The organism is Mycobacterium riyadhense, assembly GCF_963853645.1.
Classification (GTDB): Bacteria; Actinomycetota; Actinomycetes; order Mycobacteriales; family Mycobacteriaceae; genus Mycobacterium; species Mycobacterium riyadhense.
Window position 1 is genome coordinate 4,223,639 of sequence record NZ_OY970456.1, and the last position, 17,733, is coordinate 4,241,371.

The 17,733-nt window shown below is 66.5% G+C and carries 9 protein-coding genes, 1 tRNA gene and 1 pseudogene; 6 read left to right on the forward strand and 5 right to left on the reverse strand.

From position 1 onward, the window contains the following. Positions 1–18 precede the first annotated feature (18 nt). The 4 genes and pseudogenes from AADZ78_RS18600 (at position 19) to AADZ78_RS18615 (ending at position 3,506) form a co-directional block, all read left to right on the forward strand. On the forward strand, positions 19–1,071 hold the full coding sequence (locus AADZ78_RS18600; RefSeq protein WP_204903510.1) for a tyrosine-type recombinase/integrase: 1,053 nt from the start codon (positions 19–21) through the stop codon (positions 1,069–1,071). Continuing rightward, positions 1,068–3,044 (forward strand): site-specific integrase, encoded by a 1,977-nt coding sequence (locus tag AADZ78_RS18605; RefSeq protein WP_085253505.1) that lies wholly within the window; start codon positions 1,068–1,070, stop codon positions 3,042–3,044. Before AADZ78_RS18600 ends, AADZ78_RS18605 begins: the two co-directional genes overlap by 4 nt. Positions 3,045–3,063: 19 nt before the next feature. After that, a pseudogene (locus AADZ78_RS18610) lies at positions 3,064–3,300 on the forward strand (transposase); the annotation flags it as partial. Further along, complete coding sequence (locus tag AADZ78_RS18615) at positions 3,297–3,506, forward strand: hypothetical protein (protein ID WP_085253506.1); 210 nt, start codon at positions 3,297–3,299, stop codon at positions 3,504–3,506. The pseudogene AADZ78_RS18610 and the gene AADZ78_RS18615, both read left to right, overlap by 4 nt. Before the next feature lie 400 nt (positions 3,507–3,906). Here the strand turns inward: AADZ78_RS18615 and AADZ78_RS18620 are convergent, their stop codons facing one another. Further along, a complete protein-coding gene (locus tag AADZ78_RS18620; protein WP_085253507.1) occupies positions 3,907–5,106 on the reverse strand; it encodes a L,D-transpeptidase in 1,200 nt (399 codons plus the stop codon). Positions 5,107–5,303: 197 nt separating this feature from the next. Between AADZ78_RS18620 and AADZ78_RS18625 the strand changes: the two genes are divergently transcribed. Further along, a tRNA-Lys gene (locus AADZ78_RS18625) sits at positions 5,304–5,379 on the forward strand. 101 nt (positions 5,380–5,480) lie between these two features. Here AADZ78_RS18625 and AADZ78_RS18630 read toward each other — a convergent pair. Then, complete coding sequence (locus AADZ78_RS18630) at positions 5,481–5,708, reverse strand: DUF3618 domain-containing protein (protein WP_085253515.1); 228 nt, start codon at positions 5,706–5,708, stop codon at positions 5,481–5,483. A 52-nt stretch (positions 5,709–5,760) separates the two neighbouring features. Between AADZ78_RS18630 and bcp the strand changes: the two genes are divergently transcribed. After that, complete coding sequence (bcp, locus tag AADZ78_RS18635; RefSeq protein ID WP_085253508.1) at positions 5,761–6,234, forward strand: thioredoxin-dependent thiol peroxidase; 474 nt, start codon at positions 5,761–5,763, stop codon at positions 6,232–6,234. Here the strand turns inward: bcp and AADZ78_RS18640 are convergent. The 3 genes from AADZ78_RS18640 to AADZ78_RS18650 form a co-directional block, all read right to left on the reverse strand. After that, positions 6,206–7,558, reverse strand: coding sequence for a dipeptidase (locus tag AADZ78_RS18640; RefSeq protein ID WP_085253509.1), 1,353 nt, complete (start codon positions 7,556–7,558; stop codon positions 6,206–6,208). The genes bcp and AADZ78_RS18640 overlap by 29 nt on opposite strands. A gap of 108 nt (positions 7,559–7,666) precedes the next feature. Next, complete coding sequence (locus AADZ78_RS18645) at positions 7,667–8,059, reverse strand: holo-ACP synthase (protein ID WP_085253510.1); 393 nt, start codon at positions 8,057–8,059, stop codon at positions 7,667–7,669. 11 nt (positions 8,060–8,070) lie between these two features. Continuing rightward, on the reverse strand, positions 8,071–17,328 hold the full coding sequence (locus tag AADZ78_RS18650; RefSeq protein WP_085253511.1) for a type I polyketide synthase: 9,258 nt from the start codon (positions 17,326–17,328) through the stop codon (positions 8,071–8,073). Positions 17,329–17,733: the final 405 nt, after the last annotated feature.

Sequence of the window (17,733 nt, forward strand, 5' to 3'; positions counted from 1 at the left end):
GAAGGGCGGGAGACGGCGATGGCGGTGCGGGTCAGCGAGGGCGATGGCGGGTATCGGATCGATGGTGACTGGGACGGGGTTGATCCTGCGAATGCGTTCCTGGCTCACCTGAGCAGGCGAGGCTTCAGCCCGGCCACGGTGCGTGCCTATGCATTCGATGTGGTGAACCTGGCGCGGTTTCTTGCCGAGCGCGATGTGACGCTGGCGGCTGTTGATTCGCCGCTGGTGTTTGACTGGATCGATTGGCAGGGCGTGCGCCGCTTAGGCGGTCGCGGGAGCGCGGACCGGACGCGTTCGGCGGCGGCGTCGACGGTGAACCGTCGGGTAGCGGCGGTTCGGGCGTTGTTTGAGTACCTGGTGATGACGGGGCGGCGTGTTGACAACCCGGTGCCCTCGCCGCGGCGCGGTGCGGGGCTGCGTCGCGCGCAACGCGGGCTGCTGGGTCATCTGGGTCCCGGGCGGGCCCGTGCTGGCGGCCGGTTGGTGCGACAGCCATTGCTGCTACCAGAATCGTTGCCGGCCAACGATATCGACTCATTCATTGCCTCGTTGGGTACTCACCGGGATCGGGCGATGGTGTTGGCGATGCTGCTGGGCGGACTGCGGTCGGCGGAGGTGCGCGGGCTGCTGTTGGCCGATGTGGACATGGGTCGGCGACGGTTGCGGGTGGTCGGTAAAGGCGGCAAGGAACGCCACGTTCCGGTGGATGCCGCTTTTTTCACCGAGCTTGCCGCCTATCTGCGGTTGGAGCGCCCGCCCGGGCTGTCGACGCCGCAGTGCTTCATGGTGTTGCGCGGCCCGACGACTGGGGCGCCGGTCAGCGAGGCTGGGCTGCGCAGCCTGTTTCGCCGCCACCGTGAGCTTTCCGGTTCGATCCGGGTGCGTCCGCATCGGCTGCGTCATACCTATGGCACTGAATTAGCTTCCGCGGGAATGGATCTGCTTGCATTGCGGGCGTTGATGGGACACGCCTCACCGGAGACCACGGCCCGTTACGTGCACCTGTCATTGGAGCAGCTCGCCGCCGAATACGGTGCCGCCCGCGCCACGTTGGCCGGGGCACCGCGATGACGGCTGTTACGGTCCAGGGCTGCGTTGGTGTCAGCACCGACGTGTTGAGTGACTACCTCGACTACGTCGCTGGCTTGGGCCTGAGCGGTCGGGCGGTCCGGGACCGGATCCGAATCGCACGGCAATTTCAGGCTCGTCACCCGGATCTGGCGGCGTGGATGGCGCTGCCCGCGGTTGAGCGGGCCGGCGAGCTTCGCTCGAGTCGGGCGTGGCCGCTGCTGTGCTATGCGATTGGTGCTGGCCGGTTGCGGCTGGATGTTGAGCTGGCCGCCATTAAGCAGCTGACCGGGCTTGGTGTCGCCGTGGAGGCCCGTGATTCGTCTGGATTTTCCGCGATGCGTGAAGCGGGAAATCGGTTGGGCTGGAGCAGTTCTTGGATCGAAACTGTGCTCGGCGAGTGCTTGGCAGTGCTGCTGGCCTGCCATGGTGGGCTGGTCGCTGACCTCACCGAGCAGGCGATCGATGAATTCGACAGTGCGTTGTCGGCGAGTTGCATCCCGCGGTCCTCGCGGCGCGCCTACCGGGCGCGGTTGGCCAGCTTGCGCCAGCTGCTCTACGAGGTCCGGGTCCTCGACGCCGCTCCGCGACGACGACCGTGGGCACGCAGCCTCGAACAACGATTCACCGACGTGGCGATGGCTGCCACGATCCGCGACACCCTGCTGCGCTATATCCGGGTCCGAGCCGCGGTGTTGCGGCCCAAATCGGTGGAATCGCTGATCAATGACCTGCTGCCGTTTGTCGAATACCTCAGCGCCCACCACCCGCAGCTGACCAGCCTGCGCGAACTCGACCGCGCCTGCATCGAGAAGTACCTGGCCTGGAACCGCACCCGCGGCTGGCGTGGACAACGCGCAGCCGCCGGCGCCGGGCGCACCGTCTCGGCTGCGGTCGCCCAGTCGGCGGTGCTTAGCCTGCGCAACCTGCTCGATGACATCACCGCCTGGGGCTGGGAAGAAGCGCCGCCACGGCGGCTGGTCTTCGCCGCCGACGTGCCTAAGCTTGACCAGCCGCTGCCGCGGGCGCTGGCCCCTGACATCGATACGGCAGTGATGAATGCTGTTGCCTGTCTGAATGATTCGTTCGCCCGCATCGGGTTGACGGTGCTGCGCGGCGCGGGACTGCGGGTGGGTGAACTGCTCGACCTGGAATTGGGCAGCATCATTGACTACGGGGCGGCTGGCACCTGGCTAAAGGTGCCGCTAGGCAAGCTGGCCACCGAACGCATGGTGCCGCTATCGGCGGCCACTACCGCTGCGCTCGACGAGTGGGTCACACACCGTGGCGTGCACCGGCCACTGACCCATCCACGCACCGGCGTGCTCACCGACTTCCTGTTCACCCACCATGGCCGCCGCCTGGGCTACGCACGGCTGCGCAACGGGCTGCTAGCCGCGGCCCAATCCGCTGGGCTGCGCGGACCCGACGGCGGCATCCTCGTCGTCACGCCTCATCAGCTGCGTCATACCTGGGCCACCGAACTCGCCAACGCGGGGATGAGTATGCAGGCATTGATGGCGCTGCTCGGACATGTCACACCGCAGATGACGATCCGCTACGCCACCCTTGCCTCGCCAACCCTGCGCGCCGCCTACGACGATGCCATGGGCAAGATGCGTCGCCAGTTCACTCTCACCCCGGTCGGTCGACCCATCTTGCCTGACAAGGTCAGCTGGCTACACAGTGAGATGCTGAAAACCCGCGTCGGGCATGGCTACTGCGCGCGCCACCCTGCCGCCGGCGCCTGCCCGTATGCCAACATCTGCGAAACCTGCGACAACTACATCGCCGCGCCCGAATTCCGCGGCGCCCTCACCAACCAACTCGCCGACGTCCAAGCACTCAAAGTTGACGCGGACAACCGCGGCTGGGCCGACGAAGCAGCCCGCCATGACCGCGTCGCCCATGCCCTCACCGACCATCTCCAACGCCTCGACCGCTCGACCCACCCCAGAGCCACGAAGTTGACGTAACCGCGAGGGCCGGTTAAACGAACGCCTCAACCGCGAAATCCGCAGGCGCACAGACGTTGTCGGCATCTTCCCCGGCCGAGACACCGTCATCCGCCTCGTGGGAGCTGTCCTGGCCGAACAGCACGACGAATGGGCTGAGGGCCGGCGCTACCTGGGACTGGACGTCCTGGCCCGGGCCGCTGCCGTCGGCAACACCGAACCCGCACCCACAACACCGACCACCAACGGCCTGCCCGAACTGGAGCCCGCAGCATGACAAACCCAGACACCCCGGGCGGATTCGGCCCAGGGCTGAGCCGCCAAACCTACCTCGACCAGCTCGCCGACACCGGTCACACCGGCTGGCACGACGAGCACGGCGTCCCCGCGCCCTGGCCCGAGGACTTCTGCAACCCCGACAGCGGATGGCAACCCACGACAGGAGGCGACACCACCAACACCGACCCTAACCAACCCTACTAACCCCACCATCGAAGGATCAGCCGTTACACCACTCCCGGGGACTTGACCCGGCATGCATCTTGGCGCGTCCCCGCACACATGGGGTTCGAGTCCCGTCAGCCATCCCAAAACGCGCAGTAATGCGCTAGCCCACATCGTGGCGACCCGCTGCACCCGGCTCCGCCGCGCTTGCAATCGCCACTACCCACATGGTGGCGACCCGCTGCACCCGGCTCCGCCGCGCTTGCGATCGCCACTACCCACATGGTGGCGACCCGCTGCACCCGGCTCCGCCGCGCTTGCGATCGCCACTACCCACATGGTGGCGACCCGCTGCACCCGGCTCCGCCGCGCTTGCGATCGCCACTACCCACATGGTGGCGACCCGCTGCACCCGGCTCCGCCGCGCTTGCGATCGCCACTACGCGTTGGCGTTACCGGCGCGCCACTGATCCCACGGAATGTTCCAGTCGCCTAGGCCTTCGGTTCCGGGCAACGTGCCGCCCACCGTGTTGATGATCTCGACGATGTCGCCGCGCTTGCTGTGGTCGTAGAACCACTGCGCGTTGCTTGGGCTCACGTTCAGGCAGCCGTGACTGGTATTTGTGTGGCCCTGCGCCCCCACCGACCACGGCGCCGAGTGCACGAAGACGCCGCTGTAGGAAATCTGCGTGGCCCAGTCGACGTCGGTGCGATATCCGTTGGGCGAGTTGACCGGTACGCCATAGGTGGACGAATCCATGATGATGTGCTTGAACCGCGCGCCGACGGTGTAGATGCCGTTGGCGGTCGGGGTGCTGTCCTTGCCCATCGACGTCGGCATGGTCTTGACCACTTCGCCGTTGACCCGCACGGTCAGAATCTTGGTGGTGTCATCGGCGGTCGCGATCATCTCGTCACCAATGGTGAAGTGCGTCTTGACGTTGTCCTCGCCGAACATGCCTTCACCCAGGTCGACGCCGTAGGTGTTCACAGCTACGTCGATGGCGGTACCCGGCTTCCAGAAATGCTCTGGGCGCCAACGTACTTCACGGTTGTTCAGCCAGTAGAACGCGCCCTCGACGGGCGGGTTGGTGGTGATCTTGATGGCCTTCTCGGCGGCAACGCGGTTGGCGATATTCTCGTCGAACCGGATGGCCACCGGCTGACCGACTCCCACGACCTCGCCATCGGTGGGCACGACGTAGGGCATGGTCAGATGCGCGGGGGAACTGGTCTGGAAGGTCATTTGGCGGTTGGCCGCGCCGCCCATCCCCAACGCCTTCGCGTTCAGGGTGTAGCGCCGGTTGTAGCCGAGCTGCTCGGTGGTCTGCCAGTGCAGTCCGTCGGGGCTGAGCTGACCGTTAATGGCCCTGCCGCTGTCGTTGACCATGGTTACCGATGCCAGCACCCCGTCGGCGACGCTAACGGTCACCGGTGCGTCCACCGTGACACCGACGGCACCATCCGTCACCGAGGCGGTGAGCTTCGGAACCAACAGATCAGCGAACGGCGTGCCTTTGTCGACGATGACCTTGGCCGGCGCGGCGGTGCCGCCGCCGCTGCTGCACGCGCCGGTGAACACAGCAACCGGGATGATGACCGCAGCCAGCCACGATCGACGTCGGTGCAAAGGCGTCATCAAGTGACCTTCCAGATAATCTCGCTTACTTTGGTCACCGCTGACCCTGGATTGTTCCCAGTATTGTAGTGCCTCACGGCCACACGCCGCGGAAGTCCGGCCCGATTGTTGCCGTCAAGTGCTCTAGGTCACCTGAGAATTTCGCTCCGCGACGGAATGCCTGTTATTGTCGCAAACGCGGTCTCTGGCCGGCCAAGGCGCCGTTAGCTCAGTTGGTAGAGCAGCTGACTCTTAATCAGCGGGTCCGGGGTTCGAAACCCTGACGGCGCACCAAATCGCAGCACCGGTTCGTGCGCTTAGGGATTCGAGCGTCACGCCAGGGCGAAAATTCGGGGCTATTTGCCGCCCAGGGTTCACGCTCGAAGCCGTGAAATCTAGCGGTTCCTGACCCGGTGCACCACTACGACGACGACGATGGCGCCTACTCCGGCCAGGGACAACGTCACCGCGGGCTTCTTGACAAACTCGATCACCCGGACCTTGAGGTCATCGGCCAGACGGCGGGGGTTGGCACGCTCGGCAAGTGAGTCGACGGTGGCCGCCAGCTGGTCGCGGGCGAGGTCGATCTCCTGCTTGATGGTGTCGGGATCGCGGTCCGCCACGTGTCTGTCCTCCAACTGAGCCTGCTGCACCTGCCCGCACTACCCTAGAGCAATGACCGAGACCGCCCGGCTAGCCCCTGGAGACAAAGCCCCCGCCTTCAGCCTTCCCGACGCCGACGGCAAGAAGGTGTCGTTGGCCGACTACAAGGGACGCCGCGTCGTCGTGTACTTCTACCCGGCAGCCTCGACGCCCGGATGCACCAAGCAGGCCTGCGATTTTCGCGACAACCTGCACGTCCTCAACGACGCCGGCCTCGACGTCGTCGGAATCTCCCCCGACAAACCGGAAAAGCTGGCCAAGTTCCGCGATGCTGAGGGCCTGACGTTTCCGCTGCTGTCCGACGCTGAGCGCAAGGTCCTCACCGCCTGGGGCGCCTACGGCGAGAAGCTGATGTACGGCAAGACGGTCACAGGCGTGATCCGATCCACCTTCGTCGTCGACGAAAAGGGCAAGATCGCCGTTGCCCAGTACAACGTCAAAGCCACCGGCCATGTCGCTAAGCTTCGGCGCGATTTGTCGGTATAGCCCCGAGACTGTCCAGCAGTAGCGCCTCAGCGGTCGCAGCGCGTTCCAGCACACCCAGGTGCAGGCTTTCGTCGATGCTGTGCGCCTGCGTTCCGGGATCCTCCACCCCGGTGACAAGGATCTTCGCCTGCGGGAACGCGGCGGCAAACTCGGCGATGAAGGGGATCGATCCGCCCATCCCCATATCGATCGGATCAGCGCCCCACGCCTGCCGAAACGCCGCCCGGGCGGCGTCGTAGACCGGGCCGCTTGCCTCGATCGCGTACGGCTGACCAATATCGCCGCGCGTGACGGTGACCTGCGCACCCCACGGGGCGTGCCTTTGCAGGTGAGCTTCGAGTGCATCCAGGTGCGCGGCCGCGTCGCCACCGGGTGCGACCCGCAAACTGACTTTGGCCCGGGCCCGCGGGATCAGCGTGTTCGACGCTGCCGCAACCGATGTGGTGTCGATGCCGATCACCGTTATCGCCGGTTTCGCCCACAACCGCTGCGGCACCGAACCCGAGCCGATCTCCGAAACCCCGTCCAGCAGACCAGAGTCGGCGCGCACCCGTTCGGGCGGGTAATCAACAGCCGCAGCCATGCTCTCGTGCAGGCCCGCTACCGCAACATTCCCGTCATCGTCATGCAAGCTGGCCAGCAACCGCACCAGCGCACTCAGTGCGTCCGGAACGACGCCGCCCCATATGCCGGAATGCAGGCCATGATCGAGCGTGGCGACCTCGACCACACAGTCGGCAAAGCCACGCAACGACACCGTCAGCGCCGGAACGTCGGGGCTCCAATTGTCCGAGTCGGCGATGACAATGACGTCGGCGGCCAGCGCTTCACGGTGAGCGGCCAACAACCGGCCTAACGACGGCGATCCGGATTCTTCCTCGCCCTCGACGAACACCGTCACGCCCACCGGCGGCCGACCGCCGTGCGCCCGAAATGCGGCCAAATGCGTTGCGATGCCTGCCTTGTCGTCAGCGCTGCCTCGGCCATAGAGCCGCCCGTTGCGTTCGGTCGGCTCAAATGGTGGCGACGCCCATTGCGCACGGTCACCTTCGGGCTGTACGTCGTGGTGGGCATACAGCAGCACTGTGGGCGCTCCCGGTGGCGCCGGGTACTGCGCGATGACGGCCGGTGCGCCGCCCTCGCTGACGATCCGGACATCGCCAAAACCAGCCTGCGACAACAGGTCTGCGACTGCCTGGGCGCTGCGGTGGACCTCGTCGCGCCGAGCCGGGTCGGCCCACACCGATTCGATCCGAACCAAGTCTTCGAGATCCCGCCGCACCAAAGGCAACACGCCACGCACCCGCTCAACCAGATCAGCCATAGGTTCGAGGCTACTAAGCTGGCCGCGCGGGCTCGACTAGGGCGCGAGCAGACGCAAAAGCCCCCATTTCGGCACGAAATTGGGGGCTTTTGCGTCTGCTCGCGCCACCTAAGTGGTCTCTAGGATCGCCACCGCGGCCGCGGTATCCCCTTCATGGGTCAGCGACACATGGATCGTCACATCGGCCAGATGCCTGGCAATCTCTCCGGTGAGCCGGACCCGCGGTCGGCCCCACATATCGGTAACCACCTCGATATCGCGGTGGATGTCCTCCGGCAGTACCGGCCGTTGGGCGAAGCGCGACCCCGACCAGGCCTTGATCACCGCCTCTTTCGCCGCCCACCGAGCCGCCAAATGACGGGCCGCCGACGAACTCTTGTCGGATGCGTCGCGGCGCTCACCAGGAGTGAACGTCGCCGAGAAAGCAGTTCCCGGCTGGTCGACCTGCTCGGCGAAATCGGGAATCGAGACGAGGTCGATCCCCACTCCGACGATGCCCATGGGTGGCCAGGTTAACGGATGACCTGGTAGGCCTCACCGTCACCCAGCCGCGCGGCCGGATTCAACAGCATCGACGCCTCCTGCGGCTTCTCCGCGGCATCGTGGTCGAAGCGGCGGTCGGCGGGGCGCTCGTACATCGGCGGACCACCGGCAATGGCCGAAGCCAGACGACGCTGCCCGGCCAACAGTCGTGCGTCGGCACGGCGCTGGTAGTCCGCGCGCTGGCCGGGCTCCAGCGAGGCGATGAACGCCTGCGGGTGTACCAACGCGATCAGCCCGGACACATGGCCGAACCCGAGACTGGTCACCAACCCGGCTTTGAGCGGGAACTTCCCGCCCAGGCGCAACGTGTCGCGCACCCATACGAAGTGGGCGGAGCCGGCAAGTTCGTCGTCGACACAATCCAGGCTGCGGTTGGGCGGGATCACCCCGTCGCGCAGGATCTGGCACAACCCCATCATCTGGAACACCGCCGCACCGCCTTTGGCATGACCGGTCAGGCTCTTCTGCGATACGACGAACAGCGGTGCGCCCTCCGAACGGCCAAGTGCATCGGCGAGCCGCTCATGAAGCTCGGTCTCGTTCGGATCGTTGGCCAGCGTTGAGGTGTCGTGCTTCGAGATCACCGCGATGTCGTCGGCGGCCACGCCCAGCCTGGCCAAGGCACGCGCCAGGCGCGAATCCTTGCCGCCGCGGCCCGCACCGAGTGCGCCCAGCCCGGGCGCCGGGATCGAGGTGTGCACGCCGTCGCCGAAGGATTGCGCGTAGGCCACCACTGCGAGTACCGGCAGCCCCATCTTGAGTGCCAGGTCACCGCGGGCCAGCAGGATGGTTCCGCCACCCTGAGCTTCTACGAAGCCCAGGCGGCGCCGGTCGTTGGGCCGGGAGAACTTCGAGTCGTGGATGCCCCTGCCACGCATCATCGACGTGTCGGCGGTGGCCGCCATGTCACCGAAGCCGATGATGGCCTCCAGCGTGAGGTCATCCAGCCCGCCGGTCACCACCAATTCGGCCTTGCCCAGGCGGATCTTGTCGGCGCCCTCTTCCACCGAAACCGCCGCGGTCGCGCACGCCGCAACCGGATGAATCATCGAGCCGTAGCTCCCGACGTAGGACTGAACCACGTGCGCAGCAACAACATTCGGCAGAACTTCCTGCAGGATGTCGTTCGGCTTGTTCCGGCCCAACAGATTGCCGTGGTACATGGTCTGCATCGACGTCATGCCGCCCATCCCGGTGCCCTGCGTGCTAGCCACCAAACTGGGGTGCACGTAGCGCATCACTTCGGTCGGGCTGAAACCCGCGGATAGGAACGCGTCGACGGTCGCGACGATGTTCCACAGAGCCACTCGGTCGATGGAACTCGCCATGTCCGGGCTGATTCCCCATACCGTCGGGTCGAATCCGGTTGGGATCTGCGCGCCGACGGTCCGCGATAGTTTCGTCTTTCGGGGCACGCGAATTTCGGTGCCAGCCTTGCGGATTACCTGCCAGTCGGTGGAGTCGGGAACCGGTCGAACGACAGTGTGCTCGGGGTCGAATTCGGCGAAGGCGCGCGCGTCAGCCTCCGACGACACCACGAAGGCGAAGTCCTTGTCCAGGAATACCGACACCAGCAACGGTGAGGCGTGGTCGGGATCGATCGCGCCGTCATCAACAAACTCGCGAATGCCGACGCGCTCTATCACGGCGTCGTGGTAGCGCTCGACCAGCTCGGCCTCGTCGATCAAATCGCCGGATTCGGTGTCGTACCAACCCGGTTGAGGGTCGTCTTCCCAGCGGATCAAGCCGGTGGTCCAGGCCAGTTCCAATACTCCGGCCGCCGACAGTTCGTTCTCGACCTCCATCTCGAACCGGGTGCGCGACGATCCGTAGGGGCCGAGTTCGGCGCCGCCCACGATCACGACCAGGTCGGCGGGGTCGACGGCGAGGTCATGCCATTCTGGTGGCGGTGCCGGGGTGAAGCCACGCGGCGGCGACGGGAGCGCGGCGATCGTCCCTTCGGCCGCAACGTCTTCGGCCCCGTCTTCTGCGGCCTTCGCCGCATGCTCCTCGCGGGCCTTGGCGGCCAGTTCGGCCATGTCGAGGTTGGCATCGCCGAGCCCGCCGGTGAGGTCCGCCGTGATCGGCGAGCTGGCCGCGGCCACCTTGGACTCCACATCGCACAACCCGAGCAGCATTGCCGCCATCTCGTCCGTTGAGTAGGTGGTGACGCCGGCTTCCTCAACGGCGCTGACGATGGCATCGTTGTGGCCCATCAGGCCGGTGCCGCGGGTCCAGCCAATCAGCGCGTGCGCCAGACTGACTCGGGCCGCCCACGATGACTCCGCATGCCAGCGGCTCACCACCGCGTCCAGCGCCGACTTGGCCTCGCCGTAAGCACCGTCGCCACCGAACATTCCGCGGTTGGGCGAGCCGGGTAGGACCACGTGCAGACGCGACGCGATGTCACGCTCAGCGCCGATCGTCGACAGACCACCGATCAGCCGCTGCACGGCCCACAGCAGCACCTTCATCTCCATCTCGGCACGCGAACCGGCCTCCGAGAGATCACCAACGACCCGAGGCGCCGCAAACGGGAACAGCAGCGTCGGCGTCTGCGCATCCTTGATGTGAATCGATTGCGGCCCAAGGCTTTCAACCTGTTCGGTGCCGACCCATTCGACCAGCGCGTCGATATCGGAGTACGACGCCATGTTGGCCGCGACCACCCACAATGCCGCGCCGTAGCGGGCGTGGTCGCGGTACAGGGTGCGGTAGAAGGCCAGTCGTTCATCATCGAGTTTCGAGGTGGTCGCGATGACGGTGGCGCCGCCGTCGAGCAACCGCGCCACCACCGAAGCCGCGATCGAACCCTTCGAAGCGCCTGTCACAACAGCGACTTCGCTGCTGTTGGCGCCGGGGTTCGGGTTCTCGGCGCCCGCCGCGATGCGGCCGTACAGCGACGCGTGGATTTGACGGCCCACGGCCAGCGACTTGCCCTGCCACCAAGTGGCCTGAGTCGCGACGACGTGACCGGCCCCCTCGAAACGCTCCGACAGCCGCATCCAGTCGGCGTCAATGTCGCCCTCGTCGGTCAGCCACAACTTGACCAGGTCCTCGCGGGCGCTGGCCCAGCGGTCGTCGAAGACGACGGCCTTCTTGCCGTCGAACACGGGCGCCACCAAACGTGGCCAGTCCGCGCCCAATTCGGCGGTGACCAAGTCGATGAGTTCGGCATCGGTCGCCTTAGAGAGGCCAGTCGGGGCACTGATGGGGTCGTCCAGCCCGAGCTGGCCCAGGACGAGCCGAGCGGCCGAGGCGAGCACGCCGTCGCGGCCGGTGATCTGATCGGTGAATTCGCTCAGTGCGGCAGCGTCGACGGTCGCGCCGCCACCACCACCGGCGGACGGCAGCGCCACCGAAATGCCGCGGCGCGCCGCGACGGAAGCCACCGCGGCGTCGATGACCTTGTCGACCGAGCCGGCGTCGGCCAATGCGCCCTCGTGTAGGTGGCCCATGGCGCCACCGCGAATGCTGGTGCCCTCGCGGGTTCCCAGCGCGACTTCGACGGTGACGTGCTTGGCCCAACCATCGCCGAGTTCCCAGGTCTTCTTGACCCGCTCCGCAATGGCGGCGGGACGCCTGCCCGACGGCCCGAGAACCGTGCGCAGCTGATCATTGATCGCGTCGGAAAGCACTGGGCCATAAGGCTTGTAGGTGCGCGCCAGTTTGGTGACCTGCGACCGCAGTCCGGCCAAATCGGCCTCGGCGGCGCCATCGATGGCACCGAGGTTCAGCTCGGAACCGAGGTCCACCAGTAGCTGGTTGCGCCGCGACGACGCACCGTCGGTAATGGATTCGATCGAGTCCAGCTCCTCGATCTGATCGATGCGCATCTTGGCTGAAATCGCAATCAGCGCCACGGTGGCATCGGCCGCGTCGAACGCAATGTCGTCGGGGCGCGGGCCTCCTGACGGCGCAGCAGCGGGCGCCGGGGGGGGCGGGGCGGCGTCCGGAGCAGCTTCCGACGCTGCCGCCTCGACGACGGGTTCTTCGTCCTCCGGCTCCGGCTCGGGGTCGTTGTCGGTGGCGAAGAGCACCGCGGCGTCGCGCTCGGCGTTGAGCACTTCCACTGTGCTGTGGGCATATTCGGGAAGCTTGAGGGTGTTGGTCGCAAGACCGGCTACGGTCGGCGACGACTTCACGCCGATCTCGACGAACCGCTCCACCCCCAGGCCGCCGGCCGCCTCCTCGATGAAAAGCAGGTCCTGGGTTTCGATCCAACGCACCGGGCTGGCGAACTGCCACGCCAACAGCTCGATCAACACAACGCGCGCCATCTCGTTCCGGCGTTCGGCAAGCCAGGTGTCGTAGTCGGCGAGGATCTCGTCGAGCGGCTCGGCGGGCACCAGGTCGCGGATTTCCTGAATGAAGTCCCGGTCCAGGGTGAATGGTCGCGGCACCAGGTTGGGGATGTAGCGCCCGATGATGACGTCGGGATCTTTGTCGCGCGGCATGACCCGCTCCAGCGATCGGCGGAACTCCGCCACCCCGACCCGCAACACCCGCGAGTGGAACGGAACGTCGATGCCGGGCACCAGGATGAACGAGCGCCGACCGCCGGTGAGCTCACGGCGCCGCTCTACCTCGGCTTCCAGCGCCTCGAGACCGCGGACCGTGCCGGCGATCGCGTATTGCGAGCCACGCAGGTTGAAGTTCACGATCTCCAGGAATTCACCGGTACTTTCGGCGATCCCGGCGACGAACTCGGGCACTTCGTCGTCCGGAAGGTCGATCTGGGAGGGCCGAATCGCCGCCAACCGGTAGTTTGAGCGACCCAACTCGTCGCGCGGCACGATGTCGTGCATCTTCGACCCACGGTGAAACACCGTCTCCAGCAAGGCTTCCAACTCGTAGATGCCGGTAACACAAGCCAGTGCCGTGTACTCGCCGACGGAATGGCCGCATGCGATGGCACCCTCGACGAAGGCACCTTGCTCGCGCATCTCGGCAACTTGAGCGGCGGCCACCGTTGCCATCGCGACCTGGGTGAACTGCGTCAGATAGAGCACGCCATCGGGATGGTGGTAGTGCACGCCGCTGGCGATGATGCTGGTCGGGTTGTCGCGCACCACATGTAGCACCGAGAAACCAAGCGTGTCACGGGTGAACTTGTCTGCCTTGTCCCACACCTTGCGGGCCGCCTTGGAGCGGGCACGGACGTCCATACCCATGCCCTTGTGCTGGATACCCTGACCGGGGAACGCGTAGACCGTCTTGGGCGCGGCCAGGCGTGCCGACGCCGACATCACCAGATCCGACCCGATGCGTGCGGCTACCTCCAAAACCTCTGCACCCTGGTCGATTCCGACGCGCTCGACGCGGAAGTCCACCTCGTCGCCCGGACGCACCATGCCCAGGAACCGCGCGGTCCAACCGACGAGCCGGGCCGGCGGACGAGCTTGCCCGTCGGTGGCGGTCACCGCGTGCTGCGCTGCGGCCGACAGCCACATGCCGTGCACGATCGGCCCACCTCCACCGTCAGGCCCCGCCAAACCGGCCAGCAGGGCGGCGGCCCGGTCGGTGTGAATAGGGTTGTGGTCGCCGGACACCACCGCGAACGGCCGCATGTCGACCGGTGCGGCAAGCGTGACATCGCGCCGGCGACGACGCGGGGTGTCGGTGGCGTTCTCGGACACCGCACCGCCGGCCCGGACCGGGTCGGCGAGTTCGGCGGTACCGGTGCGCCCGAGGATCGCGAACCGCTCGTCGAGGGTCGCGATTACCGCACCGTCGGGCCCGGTAACCGTGACCGAGACCGGCACGACGCGACCCATATCCGTGTCGGTGGCCGCCGAAGCCGTTGCGACGACGGTCAATTGGGTCGGGTCGGTCGGCAACTTGCCGACCACATGGGCGGCGTGGTCCAGGTGGACCAGGCTCAGCAGGCCCTCCAGGACGGGCACACCGGCGTCGGTGACAGCGGAGCCGATCGCCGCGAAAACCGCGGGCCAGCAAGGACCGACGAGCGCATCCGGCACGGTGGTGAGGCTGGGCGCCAACGGCTCGCCGAAGGTAGCGGTAACCCCGGTGTGGTCGGCGACCCGCTCGGGATCCCAGTTCACCGCCAGGGTGGCCGTCCCATCCTTGACCGGGGGCAGCGAAGCCGGCCCGTCCACACCGGCGGCGATGGCGAGCACCGAGCGCATCGCGGTGGCGGCGTCGGCCGCCGAAACCACCGGCATCCCGCCGTCAACGGTATTGGCGGGCAACGTGAATCGGATGTCGATCCATGTGCCGGACACCGGCACGCTCAAAACGACGTCGTCGCGGTCGGTCTGTAACCGAGATCCGGTGGACGAGTGGGTGGCACGGGGGTTTTCGGGGCCATCGTGTACTTGCCACTCGGTGGCATCGGCGATTCGATGAACCGGGTTGATCGCGGTGCGACCGGCCCACAGCACATCGGGCGCATCGAGCACGACCGCCAGTGGTCCGCTGACATCGCGGCGACCCAGCCGGCGCGAGGTGACGTCCTTCGGTTCGGCACCGGCGCCGAGCACCTCCTCGATGGCGACTTGCTCGAAGCGGTCCAGCAATTCACCGACGGGCTCATCCATTCGGGTGATGCCGGCGACCGACGCGGTGCCCGGAATGATGCACACCTGGTCGGCGTCGTAGCGGGCGTCATGCGCCTGCCACAGCGAGTCGCTGCGCCACCAGCGCCGCACATCCTTGTCGATGATCGGCACGAAGTTGACCGGCTTGCCCAGCGTCTTGCACAACGTGACGAAGAAGGGCACATCCGCGGGATGCAGTTGCACGGTTTCGGCGTCTGGGTAGTGCGCGAGCAGAGTGGCGATGGCCTGCCGCGGATTCTCCAGCAGCGCGGGGTCGCCAAATAGCGTCTCGATGGCGCCGAAATCCTCGGCGTGTAAACGAGCTTCGGCGCGCTGCAACATCTGCTCGAACCGGTCGCGCCAGGTATCGGCCAGCCACGGGCTGCCCGGCGCAGCCGTATCTGCGGTGGAATTACCGTCGCCAATGGTCAACTCGACGTAGCGCTGCAGCCACTGCAGGTAGGTCATCTCACCGACGTCGCCGAAGTACGGCTTGGCGGTGTCGGCCATCGCGGCGATGATCTCGTCGCGACGCTCCGCGACCGCCTCGGCGTCGCCGGCAACCTCGTCCAGCAGCCGGCCACACCGGGATGCGGTGTTGTCGATCTCGTGGATGTCGGCGCCGAGCTGGCTGCGGCTGGAAGCCATGCCGCCCTGGGCTTTTCCGGCGCTGATCCATTGATCGGTGCCTTGGGTCTCGACCAGCATCCGCTTCACCGAGGGCGACGTCGTGGACTCCAGCGTCGCCATCGCAGCGGTGCCGACCAGGATGCCGTCGATAGGCATCAGGGGGAAGCCGTAGGCCAGCGCCCAGCGACCCGACAGGTATTCGGCGGCCCGCTCCGGGGTGCCGATTCCGCCGCCGACGCAGACGGTGATGTTGGCGCGCGAGCGCAACTCCGAGTAGGTGGCCAGCAGCAGGTCGTCGAGATCTTCCCAGGAATGGTGCCCACCGGCGCGCCCGCCTTCGACGTGCATGATCACCGGCTTGGTGGGCACCTCGGTCGCGATGCGGATCACCGAACGAATCTGCTCGACGGTTCCGGGCTTGAATACCACGTGGCTGATGCCGATGTCGTTGAGCTCGTCGATCAGCTCGACGGCTTCTTCGAGATCCGGGATGCCGGCGCTGATCACAACGCCATCGATCGCCGCGCCGGACTGACGGGCCTTCTGCACCAGCCGCTTCCCACCGACCTGGAGCTTCCACAGGTAGGGATCCAGGAACAGCGCATTGAATTGATAGGTGCGGCCGGGCTCGAGCAGCCCGGACAGCTCCTCGATGCGGTTGGCGAAAATCTCCTCGGTCACCTGTCCGCCACCGGCCAACTCGGCCCAGTGCCCGGCATTGGCCGCGGCGGCAACGATCTTGGCGTCGACGGTGGTCGGCGTCATCCCGGCGAGCAGGATGGGCGACCGGCCGGTCAGGCGGGTGAACTTCGTCGAAAGCTTGACGCGGCCGTCGGGCAGGCGAACGACGGTAGGGGCGTAGCTCGACCAAGGTCGGGCCACCTCGGGGATGGCCCCGACGGTAAAGAGGTTGCGCTGCCCGCCGCGGGTCGCCGCGGGAACGATGCCGATACCGAGGCCGCGGATTACCGGCGCCGTCAGTCGGGTCAGGATGTCGCCGGGACCCAGATCGAGGATCCAGCGCGCGCCCGCTTCATGGACCCGGGTGACCTCAGCTACCCAGTCGACCGTGCCGACCAAGATGGAGTCGGCCAACTCGCGGGCCAACGTGGCGTCGATGCCGACCTTCTCGGCCCAGCCGCCAACAATGTCAATGCCGTCGGCCAGCCGCGGCGTGTGGAAGCCCACCTCGACCTTCACCGGGTCGAAGGCCGGCGCGAAGACGTCGCCGCCGCGGACCTTGTTCTTGCGGTCGGCCTCTTCCTTCTCCGAGATCTGCCGGCAGTACAGCTCGAAACGCGACAACTGCTCGGGAGTACCGGTGATGACGACCGACCGCCGGCCATTGCGGATCGACAACACCGGCGGCAACACCGTGCGCACATCCTGGGCGAATTCGTCGAGCAGCCGCCCGATCCGCTCCGGGTCGGCATTGGTGACCGACACCATCGGCGGACGATCGCCGAGGATGGAAATTCCGCGTCGGCGAGCCACCAGCGTTCCGGCCGCACCGAGCAGCTGGGCCAGAGCCAATAGCTCCACATCACGCGCACCGGCCGCCTTGACCGCCTCGACCGCCAGCACACCCTGCGAGTGTCCCGCCAGCGCCACCGGCGGGGTGGCAATGAGGTCCATGCCCTGGCGTGCCAGGGCGCGGATGGCCGCCATCTGGGTAAGCAGGACGCCGGGCTGCGACACCGCGGATGACGTGAGGTGCTTGTCCGACGGGACCATATCTTCGGCGGCCAGTGCACGCACCCACTGCAACGGCTCGAAGCCAATCGGACGCACCACGACCAGCTCTCGTGCCACCGGCTCGAGCAGCAACTCCGCTTCACCGACCAACGTGGCCAATTCAGATTCGATCCCGGCCGCGGAGACGAGCTCTTCAAGGGTCTCTAGCCACGCGCTGCCCTGGCCACCGAAGGCGGCAGCATACGGCTCGCCAGCCGTCAGACGGTCGACCAGAGCGTGGGAGCCGTGCGGGCCATTTTCCTCGCGGTCAGCAGACACCCGGTCGTGCTCGTGGATCGTCACGTCTTATCTCCCTGTATGCCTCTATATGCGTCTGTACGTATCGGTTCGTTCGGCCGGGTCGGACACCCCGCGGCTGGGCCTCATCGATTCCACATCGAATCGCAGCCGAACATCGACTGACCGATGTGCTGTCGGGAGCCGGCTCGTGGGTCGAGCGGCGCCGACGACTGCATCGGCCCATATAAGAGTCTCATAAGGATTGGTCCACCTTTTTTACGCGGATCGGTTACTGGCGAGTTCTACGCACGGGTAACCGTGTCGCGGGTAACACCCGGTTGAACCGGCGGCGCGAGTCTGCCGAACAAACGTCCTGCATGCAGGTGGTTACGGTCGAGTAGTATAACTGCGCTGATCAAGGCAGTATTGTTACCAAATCGTTATGTGAAAAATTCGTGCTGCGGCGGC

Excerpts from the sequence above, each read along its gene's own strand:
- AADZ78_RS18600 (WP_204903510.1), top strand. The coding sequence starts at position 19 with ATGGCGGTGCGGGTCAGCGAGGGCGATGGCGGGTATCGGATCGATGGT.
- AADZ78_RS18645 (WP_085253510.1), bottom strand. The coding sequence starts at position 8,059 with ATGGGCATCGTCGGAGTGGGGATCGACCTCGTCTCGATTCCCGATTTC.
- AADZ78_RS18615 (WP_085253506.1), top strand. The coding sequence starts at position 3,297 with ATGACAAACCCAGACACCCCGGGCGGATTCGGCCCAGGGCTGAGCCGC.
- AADZ78_RS18620 (WP_085253507.1), bottom strand. The coding sequence starts at position 5,106 with ATGACGCCTTTGCACCGACGTCGATCGTGGCTGGCTGCGGTCATCATC.
- bcp (WP_085253508.1), top strand. The coding sequence starts at position 5,761 with ATGACCGAGACCGCCCGGCTAGCCCCTGGAGACAAAGCCCCCGCCTTC.
- AADZ78_RS18640 (WP_085253509.1), bottom strand. The coding sequence starts at position 7,558 with ATGGCTGATCTGGTTGAGCGGGTGCGTGGCGTGTTGCCTTTGGTGCGG.
- AADZ78_RS18605 (WP_085253505.1), top strand. The coding sequence starts at position 1,068 with ATGACGGCTGTTACGGTCCAGGGCTGCGTTGGTGTCAGCACCGACGTG.